The 15907-nt window shown below is 26.7% G+C and carries 18 protein-coding genes and 1 other RNA gene; all 19 read left to right on the forward strand.

Annotated elements, in window-relative coordinates:
• Window positions 1-27 precede the first annotated feature (27 nt).
• Window positions 28-118, forward strand: an RNA gene (gene ffs / locus ACZ91P_RS15475) — signal recognition particle sRNA small type.
• Between the two features lie 16 nt (window positions 119-134).
• On the forward strand, window positions 135-578 hold the full coding sequence (locus ACZ91P_RS15480; protein WP_465157212.1) for a deaminase: 444 nt from the start codon (window positions 135-137) through the stop codon (window positions 576-578).
• A 66-nt stretch (window positions 579-644) separates the two neighbouring features.
• Window positions 645-2687 (forward strand): DNA polymerase III subunit gamma/tau, encoded by a 2043-nt coding sequence (gene dnaX, locus ACZ91P_RS15485; RefSeq protein WP_465157213.1) that lies wholly within the window; start codon window positions 645-647, stop codon window positions 2685-2687.
• 17 nt (window positions 2688-2704) lie between these two features.
• Window positions 2705-3286, forward strand: a complete 582-nt coding sequence (gene recR / locus ACZ91P_RS15490) for a recombination mediator RecR (RefSeq protein WP_465157214.1) — start codon at window positions 2705-2707, stop codon at window positions 3284-3286.
• A 17-nt stretch (window positions 3287-3303) separates the two neighbouring features.
• Window positions 3304-3948: a dTMP kinase gene (gene tmk / locus ACZ91P_RS15495; RefSeq protein WP_422397501.1), complete on the forward strand. Its 645-nt coding sequence runs from the start codon at window positions 3304-3306 to the stop codon at window positions 3946-3948.
• Window positions 3941-4777 (forward strand): DNA polymerase III subunit delta', encoded by an 837-nt coding sequence (locus tag ACZ91P_RS15500; RefSeq protein ID WP_465157215.1) that lies wholly within the window; start codon window positions 3941-3943, stop codon window positions 4775-4777. Before tmk ends, ACZ91P_RS15500 begins: the two co-directional genes overlap by 8 nt.
• Before the next feature lies 1 nt (window position 4778).
• A complete protein-coding gene (locus ACZ91P_RS15505; RefSeq protein ID WP_465157216.1) occupies window positions 4779-5501 on the forward strand; it encodes a tRNA1(Val) (adenine(37)-N6)-methyltransferase in 723 nt (240 codons plus the stop codon).
• Window positions 5502-6818, forward strand: a complete 1317-nt coding sequence (gene tilS / locus ACZ91P_RS15510; protein WP_465157217.1) for a tRNA lysidine(34) synthetase TilS — start codon at window positions 5502-5504, stop codon at window positions 6816-6818.
• A 73-nt stretch (window positions 6819-6891) separates the two neighbouring features.
• Window positions 6892-8910 (forward strand): ATP-dependent zinc metalloprotease FtsH, encoded by a 2019-nt coding sequence (ftsH, locus tag ACZ91P_RS15515; protein WP_465157218.1) that lies wholly within the window; start codon window positions 6892-6894, stop codon window positions 8908-8910.
• A gap of 87 nt (window positions 8911-8997) precedes the next feature.
• Window positions 8998-9747, forward strand: coding sequence for an Hsp33 family molecular chaperone HslO (locus tag ACZ91P_RS15520; protein WP_465157219.1), 750 nt, complete (start codon window positions 8998-9000; stop codon window positions 9745-9747).
• 115 nt (window positions 9748-9862) lie between these two features.
• Window positions 9863-10804, forward strand: coding sequence for an ABC transporter ATP-binding protein (locus ACZ91P_RS15525; protein ID WP_465157220.1), 942 nt, complete (start codon window positions 9863-9865; stop codon window positions 10802-10804).
• A 506-nt stretch (window positions 10805-11310) separates the two neighbouring features.
• Window positions 11311-11439: a tRNA-dihydrouridine synthase gene (locus tag ACZ91P_RS15530; protein WP_465157221.1), complete on the forward strand. Its 129-nt coding sequence runs from the start codon at window positions 11311-11313 to the stop codon at window positions 11437-11439.
• Window positions 11378-11965, forward strand: a complete 588-nt coding sequence (locus ACZ91P_RS15535; protein ID WP_465159025.1) for a tRNA dihydrouridine synthase — start codon at window positions 11378-11380, stop codon at window positions 11963-11965. The genes ACZ91P_RS15530 and ACZ91P_RS15535 overlap by 62 nt, the downstream gene beginning before the upstream one ends.
• A 140-nt stretch (window positions 11966-12105) precedes the next feature.
• Entirely contained in the window at window positions 12106-12258 is a 153-nt protein-coding gene (locus tag ACZ91P_RS15540; RefSeq protein WP_465157222.1) for a hypothetical protein, read from the forward strand.
• Between the two features lie 17 nt (window positions 12259-12275).
• Window positions 12276-13793, forward strand: coding sequence for a lysine--tRNA ligase (lysS, locus tag ACZ91P_RS15545; protein WP_465157223.1), 1518 nt, complete (start codon window positions 12276-12278; stop codon window positions 13791-13793).
• Window positions 13794-13801: 8 nt separating this feature from the next.
• On the forward strand, window positions 13802-14806 hold the full coding sequence (locus tag ACZ91P_RS15550; RefSeq protein ID WP_465157224.1) for an asparagine synthetase AsnA: 1005 nt from the start codon (window positions 13802-13804) through the stop codon (window positions 14804-14806).
• The gene (locus ACZ91P_RS15555; RefSeq protein ID WP_465157225.1) at window positions 14807-15046 is read left to right on the forward strand and encodes a 2-C-methyl-D-erythritol 4-phosphate cytidylyltransferase; all 240 of its coding nucleotides are present in this window, start codon (window positions 14807-14809) and stop codon (window positions 15044-15046) included.
• The gene (locus ACZ91P_RS15560) at window positions 15034-15429 is read left to right on the forward strand and encodes a 2-C-methyl-D-erythritol 4-phosphate cytidylyltransferase (RefSeq protein WP_465157226.1); all 396 of its coding nucleotides are present in this window, start codon (window positions 15034-15036) and stop codon (window positions 15427-15429) included. Before ACZ91P_RS15555 ends, ACZ91P_RS15560 begins: the two co-directional genes overlap by 13 nt.
• Window positions 15430-15542: 113 nt before the next feature.
• Window positions 15543-15785 carry a 30S ribosomal protein S6 gene (gene rpsF, locus ACZ91P_RS15565; RefSeq protein WP_465157227.1) on the forward strand — a complete coding sequence of 81 codons (243 nt, stop codon included), beginning with the start codon at window positions 15543-15545 and terminating at the stop codon, window positions 15783-15785.
• The last annotated feature ends 122 nt before the right edge of the window (window positions 15786-15907 follow it).

Raw genomic sequence — 15907 nt, forward strand, 5'->3', positions numbered from 1 at the left:
GGAAAATAAAATTATATGCTATAATTATTTATGTCATTACAATAGTTACATTTGAAATTGGTCAGGACCGGAAGGTAGCAGCCATAAGACTAAGGACTATGTGTAATGACATTTTTTATGATAAGGGTGAATTTATGACAGATACTACATTAATTTTCAATAAATTATATAAGTTATCACAACGAGCATATAAAAAAAAACATGTTCCAATTTCTGCATTAGTTGTTGACCAAAATGGTAAAATTATTGCCATTGGATATAATAAAACAACAAAAAATTCAGTAACAACACACGCTGAGATTTATGCTTTAAATCAAGCATGTCGAAAAAAACGAACAAATAAAATTAGTGATTGTTCAATATGAGTTACTGTTGAACCATGTATGATGTGCCTAGGAGCAATAATTAATTCAGGAATTAAAGTTATTAATTATTATTTATCAAATGAAAAATATGGTTTTTTAAAGTCTAATCATACTTTTGATGTTTCAAAATTAAAAGTTCAACATGTTAGAAAACATGAGGAAAATATGATTTTAAAAGATTTAATTAAGAAATTTTTTGAAAAATTAAGATAGAATATTTGTAATTAAAGGAGTAAAATAAAATTATTATAACAATAATATTGGACGGGAGCATAAAAAATGGATTATATTTCTTTATATCGTAAATATCGACCAAATAATTTTGATAAAATTGTTGGACAAATTGAAATTAGAAAAGCTTTAAAAAATGCAATTATAAATAATACATTTTCGCATGCATATTTATTTTCAGGACCACGTGGTACAGGGAAAACTTCGATTGCAAAAATATTTGCAAAAGCAATTAATTGTATTAATTTAGATAAAGGGAATCCTTGTAATGAATGTGCCAGTTGTCAGGAAATAAACCGTGCTGGAGCAGTTGATGTATTTGAAATTGATGCTGCTTCAAATAATGGTGTTGATGAAATTCGAGAAATTAGAAATAACGTTCAGTTACTTCCTACAATGACAAAATATAAAGTTTATATTATTGATGAAATTCATATGTTAACTAATTCAGCTTTTAATGCATTATTAAAAACATTAGAAGAACCGCCACAACATGTTGTTTTTATTTTAGCAACAACTGAAAGTCATAAGATTCCTGCAACAATTATTTCACGTTGTCAACAATATAATTTTCGTAAGATCTCAAAAGTTGAATTAGAAAATAATATTATTAATATTTTACAAAAAGAGGAAATTAAATATGATTTGGCTGCAATTAAAGAAATTGTTCTTTTGGCTGATGGTAGTGCTCGCGATTCATTAAGTATTTTAGAACAAGTAATTATGTTTTCTGATCGAAATGTTACCTTAGAAAATGTAAATATTATTTTTGCAACAGTTTCTAAAACTATTAAATTAAAATTATTAAAAGATATTTTAGAATATAAAACAACAGAAGTTTTAATGGCTAGTAAAAAAATTTATCAAGCAGGTTCTGATTTTGAAATTTTAACATTAAATTTATTAGATATTTTAAAAGAAATTTTTGAGTTTAAACAAACGAATAATTCAATTTTTTTAAATTTATTATCAGAAGAACAAGCAAAAGAATTTGCTGAACAATTAAGTTCAAAAGAATTAATTATGTTACTTGATTTGTTTACTGAAGCAGCAAGCAAAATGCGAAATAGTAAAACACAAGAAATGTATTTTGAATTAATTTTATTAAAAGCTTTAGCAATCTTTGAAAATAATACTAAGAATTTACAGAATTTAAAATTAAGTGATTTAGTGATTTTAGAGCATACAGAGGAAAGAAAAATTAATCATGATAAAATAGAACAAATTTCTAAAAATATAGAAATAATAGAAAATAATTATGAAAAAGATCAAGTGATACCATTAAAAAACAATGATGAAATAATTCATTTAAAAGAACCGAAATTACCTAATAACCAACCATTATTTCATAATTTTTCATTATTTAATGATGAAGAACCTAATGATAGTTCTTTTAGTAACATAGAACCACAACAAGATAAAATAATAGTAGATAAAAATGATCTTCAAACTAATTTTGAACAAACAAAGGAAAAAGAAAGTTTTCAGTCAATTGGATCAGAGCAAATTTCTTATGGAAAAGAATTAGAAGGCATAACTGACTTACAAAAATATTGTGACGATATGAAAAATAAAGTTAATATCTATGAATTTTCTAATATTAATTATTCTAATAATCAAATTTTTAATATTTTAATTAAAGCTAGTAAAGAAGAGCGAGAAAAATTTAAAAATAAATTTATGGAATTAATTAACGAAAAAGGTAAAATAGTTCAATTAGATAAATTAATTAGTTTCTATGATGTTAAATATGCGGCTGCATCAGAACAAGGACTGATTATTGTAACTAATACAAAACCAGAAGCAAATTGAATTAGTTTTGAAATGTGTGATTGAGAATTTCGCAATAAGATTTTCCAAGCATTTGATTTTGATTTTATTATTATTGCCTTAAGTGAAACTGAGTGAACTAGTATTCGCAATGATTATGTTAAAATTAGACAAGCAAATAAATTACCAAAACCAACATTAATTGATGTTGAAGAGTTTTACCAAAATTTATTAGTTAAACAAATTGATAACTATGAAGAACATAAAGATGTTCTTGAAACTGGTAAACAAATTTTTGATAATATTAAGATAGTAGAATAATTGATTGGAGATTTGAAATGAACTATGAAGAATTAATTATGGAATTAAAAACTATTTTAGGTGTTGGTAAAAAGACTGCGGAAAGGATTTTTAATAAATTAATTATTAAACCATCATTATTGGAATCATTAGAGCATGTTTTTAATGAAATCAAAAATAATTATTATCAATGCTCAATTTGTTTAACATTAATGCAAAATAATGTTTGTTTATTTTGCCATAATAATTTACGTGAACAAACAAAGCTTTGTGTTGTTAGCAATTTTTTTGATATTATAAAAATTGAAGCAACAAAAGTTTTTAATGGAGTTTATCATGTTTTAAATGGTGAAATTAATGTAAAAAATGGCATTACACCAGATAAATTGACTTTTTCTGCGTTAGAATCCCGAATGAATGATAAAATTATAAAAGAAGTGATTATTGCTGTTGGTGCTACTTTTGAAGGAGAAGTAACAGCTCAATACTTAAAAACATTTTTGCAACCTTTTAATATAAAAATATCACGTTTAGCCCAAGGGATACCAATTGGTGGTTCCTTAGATTATATTGATGAAGTAACATTAAAACAAGCTTTAGAGGGGCGTAAAGATGTTTAAGAACAGGGAGTGTAATGATGCTATTTATAACATTAGAAGGAATTGATGGTTCTGGGAAAACAACGATTTCAAAATTATTAAAAGAAAAATTACGGTCAGAAGGATATCAAGTTGTTTTAACACGAGAACCAGGGGGCAATGAAATTGCTGAGCAAATTAGAAATGTTATTTTAAGTAAACATAATTTAGGAATGGACCCATGAACAGAAGCTTTATTATATATTGCTGCTCGTAGGCAACATGTTGTTGAAGATATTTTGCCGGCGTTAAAACGAGAAGAAATTGTAATTTGTGATCGTTTTATGGATTCTACTTCAGCATATCAAGGATATGCTCGTGGATTAGGAATTCGAACATTAGATGAAGTACAATCCATTGTTTTGGGCACAACAAAGCCAGATTTAACTCTTTTTTTTGATATTGAACCAACAATGGCAAGTGAAAGAATGAAAGTTCGAAATGAGGTTGAAATGAACCGTCTTGATTTAGAAAAAAATTCGTTTCATAAGAAGGTATATGAAGGATATCAAGTTTTAATTAGTGAAAATGCAGATCGCATTAAAGTTATTGATGCTAGTAAACCAGTGAATGAAGTATTAGAACAAGTATATTATTATGTTGATGAAATTATTCAAAAAATAAAGGACAAAGAAAATGGATAATTTATTTACAAAAAATGATGTTGAAAAAATGACACTATTTAAAAATTTAATTTTAAAAAATAATTTATCAAATCAACTTTTGATTTCTTGCAATAATAAAGTTAAATTAGAAAAATTTACAACAGAAGTTATTAAATTTTTATTGTGTTTAAAAAAACAAGGAGCAGATTGTGAATGTGATATTTGTAACCGTATTAATAATAAAACTTATTATGATTTAAAAATTAAAAGTGATTTTGAAACAACAATCAAAAAAGAAGCAATTCAAGAAATTATTCAAACCTTTAATTATTCTGCGTTAGAACAAACAGGAATAAAAGTATATGTTATTAATGGTATTGATTTATTAACATTAGAAGCGGCTAATTCATTATTAAAATTTTTAGAAGAGCCTAGTAAAAATACATACGCTTTTTTGTTAACAACTAATAAAACAAATGTTATTGATACTATTAAATCACGTTGTTTAAATATTATTTTAGAAAATACAACTGATTTATTAGAAGTTGATGATTTTAAAAATGAATTTATTTCTACCTTTTTAAACAATTTTGCAAGTAACTCGACAAATAACTTTATTCATATTCGCCAGTTAAATAATTATGATAGTGTTGAATGCCGCCATTTTTTTTTAGCAATTGCTAATGTTTTAAAAAAGAAAGAATGAGAAAAATATCAAATTACAAATCAAGATTTAATTCAAAAATTAAATCATAAAAATAGCAAGTTAATTGAAATTTGTTATACTATTGCCAATTTATTATTGGAAAATTTAAATAAAGAATTAATTTTAGAAAAGGGATTGATTGATTGATATAACGAGGTGTAAAGTGAAAGTTTTAAATGATTTATTAGATTATGAGGGAATTAAAATTAACCAACGAACTGATATGTTTAATTTTTCATTGGATACAGTCCTACTGGCTCGTTTTGCAACATTAAATACAAAAATAAAAAATATTTTAGATATTGGTACTAATAATGCGACAATTCCGTTAATTTTATCAACTTTAACTTCAGCACCAATTACTGGCATTGAATTGCAAAAAGAAGCTGTACAATTAGCAGAGGAAAATGTTGCATTAAATCATAAAATTGAACAGATTAAAATTATTCATAATGATATTAATGAATATGTTAAAATTAATACTAATGTTAAATATGATTTAATTGTCTGCAATCCGCCGTTTTTTAAAGTTGATGGAGCAAAATTAAATGAAAAAAATAAATTATTAATTCCAGCACGCCATGAAACAGATGTCACATTAGAAGAGATTATTTTTGCTGCTAAGAAATTAGTTGAAAATCGAGGGTATTTTGCGATTATTCATCGTACAACAAGATTATTAGAAATTACTGCATTATTAATTAAGTATGGTTTTAATATTAAGCGACTAAAATTTATTCATCCTTTTGTAGAAAGTGAAGCAAATAATGTTTTAATTGAAGCTCGTTTTCAAAGTGGGGCAGGCCTTATTGTTGAAAAACCAATCATTGTTCATAATAAGAATTATCATTATACAGAACAAGTTTTAAAATTATTTCGAAAATAGGTGATAGAAATAGAAACTAAACTTTTAAAACAGAATGAAAAATATGTTATCGGGGTGTCTGGTGGTCCGGATAGTATGTTTTTACTTGATAATATTTATAATAATTCAGAGTTAGATATTAATAATTTCATTGTATGTTTAGTAAATTACCAGAAGCGAAAAGATAGTGACTATGATGAACAAATTGTTGTTGAATATTGCCAAAAACGAAATATTAAGGTCTATGTAAAAAAAGTGATAGTGAAAGACTATGAACAGTATCAGACTAATTCTCATAATTTTCAAGCAGTTGCTCGTAGCATACGATATGATTTTTTTTTACAAATTAGTGAAAAATATTGTTGCCAGGGTGTTTTAATTGCCCATAATTTGACTGATCATATTGAAACATATATTTTGCAAAAACAACGAAATGGGATTGTTGAATATTATGGTCTAAATAAAACTAGTTATTATTATTCTCAATTGTTTAACAAAAAACTAAAAATATTGCGGATTATGTTAGAAATATCAAGAGAAGAAATTATTGAATATTTATTTCATCAGCAAATTAATTATGCAATTGATTCAACTAATATCTTAGCGATTTATAATCGAAATATTATTCGTAATGAAATTCAGGATATTAATTTACAAGATATGTTATTAGAAATTGAGGAAAAAAATAAGGAAAATGAACAATTAAAGTTAGTTGCGAAAAATTATTTGATTGAAAATTTTGGGCAAATTAATGTTACTAATTTTAATGCTCTTAATAATATTCAGTTGCAAAAAATTATTATTTTTAATTATTTTAAAATTAATAAGGTTGTTTATTTAATTAGGAATAAAAAAAGAAAGTTTTTAGATGAAATAATTAAGGAATTAAAAAGTTTAAAACCAAATATTATTCTTAAAATTAATTCAAGATATTCTTTAATTAAATCATATGATAATGTTGAAATTGTTAATAATGAACTTTTAGAATTAACAACAATTCAAATAACACCAACAACTGGATTACCAATAAAATGAAAAGAAAATATTATTAATTGGGGAACTAAAAATAAGTATGATTTTATGATAGCAGCAGCACAATGACCAATAAAAATTACCAACGATTTATCTTTGCTAAGAAATGCAATGATTAATAAGATGCGTTTAAATCGTTGATTTATCAAAAATAAAATATCGCTTTTAGCACGAAAAAGTTATTTTGTATTAGATAAGGATAATAACCTTATTTATGTGAATAATTTAGTTGATTTAAAAATTAATAAATTTATTAATAATACTTTAGCGGAAAAATACAATTTATTTTTTTTTATGATAAAATAGTCTAGAATTGTGTAATTGTTTCAAATGACCGAAAAAAATTAATTTTAAAAGTCTTAATAGAGAGGAAATAATTATGAATAAAAAAAGAATGTGATTTGCAATTATAAGTTCGTTAATTTTTATTGGTTTGATTATTTTAACAATTGTATTATGAACAAAATCAGATATTACCAAAATTAGTGAAGGAGATATGCAAAAAATTGGTAATACTCAAAAGTATAACAATCAAAATATTGATGAAATTACTATTAAGGCTAATGTTGGCAAAAATACTGTAGTTATGGAAGGAGTAATTCGATATTCTGAGGGTGGTGTTATCAAAACTGTTCGCTATAGTTCGGAATGAAACCGTGAAGGTTTTAGAGCTTATACTTACAAGGACGAAATATCGACAAATACATGAGATCAAAATTTTAAAAATAAATTAAAAGGTGGTCTTGTTTCAGTTGACCGTGAGTTTGTTCCAATGTGACAAGCGATGTTAATACAATTAGTACCATGATTATTAATAATGGGAATCGCTGTCTTTATGATTGCTCGTTTATCAAAAATGTCTGGTGGGATGTCAGGTGCTAATCCCTTTTCAATGGGAAAAAATAAAGCACGTCAAATTCAATCCACTGTTAAATTTTCTGATGTTGCAGGAATTAATGAAGAAAAAACAGAGTTAGTTGAGTTAGTTGATTATTTAAAGAATCCACAGAAATATTCAAGTATGGGTGCTCGTGCTCCAAAAGGAGTTTTAATGGAAGGACCACCAGGTACAGGAAAAACTTTATTAGCAAAAGCTGTTGCTGGAGAAGCTGGTGTTCCATTTTTTTCAATTTCAGGTTCTGAATTTGAAGAAATGTTTGTTGGAGTTGGTGCTTCAAGAATTCGTGAAATGTTTATTGCAGCTAAAAAAGCTGCACCATGTATCATTTTTATTGATGAAATTGATGCTGTTGGTCGAAAAAGAACTGTTTCAATTGGGAGTGGTGCTAATGAACAAACATTGAATCAGTTATTAGTTGAAATGGATGGTTTTGGAACTAATACGGGAGTTATTGTTATGGCAGCAACAAACCGAGTTGATGTATTAGACTCTGCATTATTAAGACCGGGGCGTTTTGACCGCCAAATTCAAATTTCATTACCAGATATTAATGAACGAGAAGCAATTTTAAAATTACATGCTCGAAATAAAGCAGTTTCTACAGAGGTTGTTTTTAGACGAATCGCGGAAAGAACGCCAGGATTTTCTGGAGCTCAATTAGAGAATGTTTTAAATGAAGCAGCAATTTTATGTGTTCGTAAGAATTTAAAAATTATTACTGTTAATATTATTGATGAAGCGATTGATCGTGTTGTTGGGGGACCAGCAAAAGAATCACGTAAATATTCAGTAATGGATAAAGATATTGTTTCTTATCATGAAGCTGGTCATGCTCTAATTGGTTTACGTTTAGAAGCAGCTAGCAAAGTTCAAAAAGTTACTATTATTCCGCGTGGACAAGCAGGTGGTTATACAATTATGACACCAAAAGAAGAAACAATGTTTCATAGTAAAGAGAACTTATATGCGACAATTACTGGTTATTTAGGTGGGCGTGCATCAGAAGAGATTATTTTTGGAAAAACAAAAATAACAACAGGAGCACATGATGATTTAGAAAAAGCAACTAATATTGCACGTCATATGGTTACTGAATATGGAATGAGTTCTTTAGGATTAGTTCAATTTGAATCACCAAAAGATGAATATACTGGAACAAGAAAACGTTATTCAGAAGATATTGCGGCTAAAATTGATACTGAAGTTCGTAAAATTTTAGATGATTGTTATGTAACAGCAAAAGCATTAATTTCTGAAAATCGTAGTTTATTAGATTTAATTGCTGAAAGTTTAAAAATATTAGAAACAATTACGGCAGAACAAATTGAATATATTGATAAATATCATAAATTACCTGATGAAGTAATTCAAGAAAAAGAACGTGCAACAAAGTATAAAGAAAAAGAAGCAAAAGGTGAAATTTTAGAAGTTAAACCAAAAGAACGAAAAAAAGATCACCCAGAAGATGATAAAAATAATGATCCAAATAAGAAGTAGACTAATTAAGTCTATTTTTTGTTTTACTTTTAACGATGATTATACTATAATTGCAAAGGAAAGAAATTTATAAAGGAGTTTAAAGGAATGGACAAAGTAACGAAAGCAATTAGTAATGTTCATAATGTTAAAATGACAGTTGTAGATGCAACTGATAAAATGACAAGTATTATTAATAGAAATGGTCCAATTGGAACGATTATGGCAGAATATACTGGTCATAAAGTACGAGGATTTTGTGCTAATCCACAATTTGATGTTGATGAAATTGATCGTGAACATAATGTTATTTCCCAAGTAGTTGGCACAAATGGTTATTTACGCGTAATGAAAGATTTAGGAATGAAAGAAAGTTTCTCAGGTCAAATTCAATTAATTTCACCAGAAATTAATTTAGATTTTACTTATTATTTAGCACAAAGTGAACAAATTAAATCAGTTATTGCATGTTCAATTAAAATGAATGAAGATAATACAATTGCAAAAGCAGTTGGTTTTTTCGCACAGTTGTTATTAGAACATAAAGAAGAAGATATTGACTATTTAGAAGAAAAAATTGAAAATCTAGAAAACATTAGTCATAAATTAATTGCTGAAGATAATTTAATTAATATTTTTAAACTCATTGATCAAAAAGCCAAAGTGTTAGAAGTTGATGAAGTTAAATTTGAATGTAGTTGCTCATACGAAAAAGCTTTAGAATCAGCAAAATTATTAGGTGATGAGCAACTTAATGAAATTTTAATAAATAATGGTGAAATTGAAATTGCATGTGATTTTTGCCGCAAAAAATATCATATTAGAGCAAGTGATTTAAAAAGTTTACTTAAAGAATAAGGGCAAGATATCTTAAATAAGTTGATAAAATTATAATAATTTTGTTATGATATTATTATGATAAAAAATAATTGTAAAATGTATTTTAGTATTTAAAGGGGAGGCACAACACAAGATGGCTGAAATTAAAGATGTACCTAGTACAGTCCAAACAAAACCACATGGGAAAGAAGTTAAAGCAAAAAAACCAAATGACAAGGAACCAAAAGAAAAAGTTGATTATACTGCCGTTAAAGAATTAAAACAAAAGTTAAAAGAGCAAAAGAAACAAACAAAGTTATATTCAAAACGAATTCTAAAAGGGGAAATTATTTCAACAACAAATAGTAAACCAGATACAAGTAAATATGTAATTGAACTAGTTAATGTGAAAAAATCATATATTACTGGGGAAGTTGAAACACCAGTTTTAAAAGGAATTAATTTAAAATTAGAAAAAGGAGACTTTATTGTTATTTTAGGTCCTTCTGGATCAGGAAAAACAACATTACTAAACATTATTTCAGGTTTAGATAAAGTTTCAAGTGGTGATGTTTTTGTTATTGGCTATAACTTATCGTTATTAAAAGATATTGATTTAACAAAATTTAGACGAGATAATGTTGGTTTTATTTTCCAACAATATAATTTATTAACTAATTTAACTGCCAAAGAAAATGCTGAAGTTGGGGAAAATTTAAGTAAAAACAAAAATAAGGATATGACAATTAAAGATATTTTTGAGACAATTGGAATGGAAGAACAAATGAACAAATATCCTCACCAAATGTCAGGGGGACAACAACAACGGGTTTCAATTGCTAGAGCATTAGCAAAAAATCCAGATATCTTATTTGGTGATGAACCAACAGGAGCTTTAGATGAAGAAATGGGTCGAAAAGTACTTGAAATTTTAGTTGATGTTAATAAAAAATATAAAACAACAGTTATTATTGTTACGCATAACCCAAATATTGCTGATATTGCTAATACAGTTATTCATGTTCGTAATGGATTAATTGACCAAATTAAGAAAAATACACATCCAAAGAAACCAAGTGAAATTGATTGATCTTAATTTGTAAAACGCTATTATGTGTTTTACATTTATTTATTAATATTATTAAAAATATTTTTTAAAATAATAAAATAATTTTAGAATATCTTTAATGAATTATTGAAATTTGTTACAATTAAAAAGAAGCTATCGTTTAACTATTTACTTACAAGTAATATTTATTAAGCAATATTTTTGTAAGGAGGAAATTCAGATGACAGATTGTAGGTTATCTTGCCATGCTTGTCAATGTTCATGTTCAGGTACAAACAGTGACCATAAATTTTTTGAATGTGATTGCAACAAACCACATGGCCGAAAATAATATTTTGTTTCTCATTTTTGAGAAACTTTTTTGTAATATCATATATGAACTATAATAAGGAATAATTAGCCTTAAAAATAATTTTTTTATTGAATTTATTGTTATTTTTGATTTAGATTTATCTAATGACTGTTAATTAAAGAAGGAATTAAAAAATGAGAATTGGAAATATTGAAATCAAAGGGCAAGTTTTTTAGCACCAATGGCCGAAATTATGAATGAAGCATTCCGAATTATTTATCATGAATTAGGAGCAGGATTGGTTTATGCTGAAATGGTTAGTGATAAAGCAATTTTACAAAAAAAATGAACGAACTTTACAAATGATTAAGGTAAATAAATTAGAACATCCAATTTCAATGCAAATTTTTGGAACAGATATGGAAACTTTTGTTGCAGTAGCAAAATATGTTAATCAACATAGTGATTGTGATATTATTGATATTAATATGGCTTGTCCTGCACCAAAAATTGCAATTAAGTCACAAGCAGGGTCATATTTATTAAAACATCCTCAACGCGTTTATGAAGTTGTTAAGGCAGTGGTTAAAAATGTTACTAAACCAGTAACTGTTAAAATTCGAATTGGCTGAGATGAAGAGAATATTAATTGTGTTGAAATTGCAAAATATTGTGAACAAGCAGGATCACAAGCAATTGCAGTTCATGCTTGAACACGAAATCAATTTTATTCTGGAAAAGCTGTTTGAAATTGAATTAGGAAAGTAAAAGAAAATGTTGCAATTCCAGTAATTGGGAATGGTGATCTTTTTACTTGTGAAGATGCAAAACTAATGTTAAAAGAGACTGGTTGTGATGCAATTATGTTAGCACAAAGGGCACAAGGCAATCCATAAGTATTTAAACAGATTCAACATTTTTTAGATACTGGTGTGAAAAAATTGAGCAACCGCCATTAGATGAATGGCGGAATATTATTTTCCTCCATGCAGAATTATTATCAAATTTAAAGGGAGAACGAATTGCAGCGAGTGAAATGCGGAAAAATTTAGCCTTTTATTTTAAAGGAAAGCCAGAAGCTACTAATTATAAAATTGAGGCAACGCAAATAAATACAATATTTGAGTTAAAAATGCTTGTTAATGAATATATTGCCTATTATAATAGTAATATTAGTGTTGCTAAATAGTAAAAAGGAGAATTAAAATGGAGAAACGTAATTTTACAGAACAAGAGCAAATTAGACGTGATAAATTAAAAAAAATGGTTAACGATGGGCATAATCCTTTTGCAATTGCCAAGTTTGACCGAACACATACAAGTAAAGAACTTAATGAACAATTTAATCATTTATTAAAAGAGGAATTAGCCACAAATAGTGATAATATAATAGTTAAAATTGCGGGTCGAATTAAAACATTTCGCGAAGCAGGAAAAGCTAGTTTTGTAACGTTACAAGATCAAAATGGAATTTTTCAAATTTATGTTCGAAATGATGAAGTTGGTGATGAAAAATATCAAGAATTTATTAATTTTGATTTAGGAGATATTATCGGAATTACTGGAATAATGATGAAAACAAACACTGGGGAATTAACAGTGCGAGTTAAAGAATTTGTTTTATTAGCAAAAGCATTGCGTATATTACCTGACAAATATCATGGAATGACTGATATTGAAGAAAAATATCGTCGTCGTTATGTTGATTTAATTACATCAGCGGAAACAAAATATATTTTTATTAAGCGTAGTAAGATTATTGCTTTAATACGAGATTTTTTTAATAGTAAGGGATATTTAGAAGTTGAAACACCTATTTTACAGCCTATTCATGGTGGCGCAGCGGCAAAACCATTTATAACTCATCATAATACATTAGATATGAATTTTTATCTACGAGTAGCAACAGAATTACCTCTAAAACGGTTAATTGTTGGTGGCTTTGAGGGAGTTTATGAAATAGGACGATTATTTAGAAATGAAGGAATGGATACACGCCATAATCCAGAGTTTACAACAGTTGAAATTTATGTTGCATATCAAGATATGAATTTTATGATGCAATTAACAGAGGATACTATCTGTTACATTGCAAAAAACATTACAAAGTGGATCACTTTAAATGAAGATGAAACAAAATACGATGGAGTAATGATTTCATTCAAACAGCCATGAAAACGTTGACATATGGTTGATGCAATCAAAGATTTAGTGGGAATTGATTTTAGAAAACCAATGACTTTTGCTGAAGCAAAGAAAATTGCAAAAGAAAAAAAACTACCAATTGAAAAATTTCATACTTCTGTTGGACATATTATTAATTTGTTTTTTGAAGAATTTGTGGAAGATAAATTAATTCAACCAACATTTATTTTTGGTCATCCCGTTGAAGTTTCTCCATTGGCAAAAACAAATGCAGAAGATCCAAGATTTACTGATCGATTTGAATTATTTATTAAAGGGCGTGAATATGCAAATGCTTATTCAGAATTAAACAATCCAGTTGAACAATATGAGCGTTTTATTAGTCAATTAGCAGAACGTGATAATGGTAATGATGAAGCACAAGAATTAGATATTGATTTTATTGAAGCATTGGAATATGGAATGCCACCAACAGGTGGTTTAGGAATTGGAATTGATCGCCTAGTTATGTTATTAACAGGACAAGATTCAATTAAAGATGTATTATTATTTCCCCACATGCGACCAAGAGGAAAATAGGTGATTGTATGGCATTTGGTATTGAAATTGGTTATAGTTCAATTTTAACATTACGTGAAACAATAGAAGCAATTAGTTTAATTAAACGTGAATTAGTTCGTCGTTTTATTATTCAATTTAATTTATTAAAAGTTTATGCATCTTTAATTACTACAGAAGAAAAAGGGTTTAATGATGATTTTCGAATGACAGAACGGCCAATTGATTTTGATATTTTACCAACTAATTTGGTTGGTGAAATATTACAGTCACACAATAAATGGCGACGAAATGCAATTAAACAATATGAATTGTTAAAAAACGAAGGAATTTTAACAACGGCAATGGTTTTGCGTCGTAATATTAAGCAATCAAATAGCCAAACAGTAAGTTTTAGCGAAATTGGATTTGATTTATTATTAAAAGAAAAAGACATTACATTATTAAAAATTAAGCAAACAATTGATAAAGCAACTAATATTGTTAGTGATGTAGAAGACATTTTATTATTAAAATTTTCGCAATTAAATAAGAAATTTAAGAAAAAATTAAATTGAACAAGTCAAATTGAATTACAAAAAGCAATGCGATTATTAAGTTATCAAGAACGCTTGAATTGCTATACAAGAGAAAATGGTGCTACAATCCTCTATGGTTTTAAAAATAGTATTACTAATAATACGATCGAAATTAGTGAATCGCAAGATGTTTTTAATTGGGAACTCTATGCGAAAATTTTTGTTTATGATTTTGTGTTAGAAAAAGCTATTTGTATTGGTTATTGTGCTGCTACTGTTAATTGTGATGTTTTAAAAAGTCAATTAGCAGTAACAAAAGAAACAAGTAAATTAAGAACAGAATATGATACAAAAGTAGCAACAAATGACTTACCAGTGACACTTTCGTTCGGACTTTTTAAGTCACAATTAGATTTATTTTTATTAGAAAAACAACATATTGGTGAAGTTATTGCTTCGGTTTGAAGTGATGATTTTTTAGAATATGTTAAGAAAAATGGAATTGAAATTTTATAAATGAAAAATTATACGGTAATTATTGTGGCAGCTGGGAAGTCATCACGTTTTAATCAAAAGGACAATAAGTTGCTATATCAACTTGATAATAAACAAACTATTATTGAACAAACATTAATGTTATTTTTAAGTGATTCACTTTGTACAGAAATTATTGTTGGTGTTAATGAAGAAATTTTAACTTTTTTATTGAAAAAAATTACCAAGCAAAAAATATCCAATTTATTATGGGTCGCATAGAACGAGTTGATACGATTTATCAATGTTTAATTAATCATAAAATTAGTATTAATAAATTAAATCAAGTTTTTCAACAAAAAAATTATGAAGTGCTAATTCCAATTTTACCAATTACTGAAATCCTTAAAAAGGTTAAAAATAATTTTATTGAAAAAACATTACCTCGAGAAGAATATTTTACAATTCAGACGCCACAAGTTTTTAAAGCAAGATTATTATATCAAGTTTATGACAGATATTTTCAAACTAAAAATAGAACAATAATTTATGATGATAGTTATTTAGTAGAGTTATTTTCACCAAAAACAAAAATTCATACAATTTATGGTGAAAAACAAAACATTAAATTAACTTATGTTGATGATTTAAAATTATTAAAATAACGATTACAATTAAAGGAAATATAAGGTATAATAATTGGCGAGTTAATAATGCTTAAATTATAATTATTAGCTCCTTGTCCGAATAGGACCTAGACCAAAAGGAGGAAAATAAAATGCGTAAATATGAAATTATGTATATATTAAATCCCGAAGCAACTAATTTGGATGAATTAGAAAGTAAATTACATCAAATTTTAGAAGCTAATGGGGGAAAAACAGAAGAACACGGAAAATGAGGAATTAAAGATTTAGTATATCCAATTAATAAGAAAACAAAAGGATATTATGGAGTATTAATTGTTAATACAACATCAGAAAACATTGATGAATTTGTTCAAATTAGTCATATTGAATAAGATGTATTACGAATTTTAGTAATTAATACAGAAAAAGAAAAAGGATATATTCAATCAACTGTTTATACAAAAACAGAAGTTAAGAATGATAAACCAGACCCTGATCGTAGACCAGGGAATAA

The sequence above is a fragment of the Spiroplasma endosymbiont of Halictus nicosiae genome, from assembly GCF_978018445.1.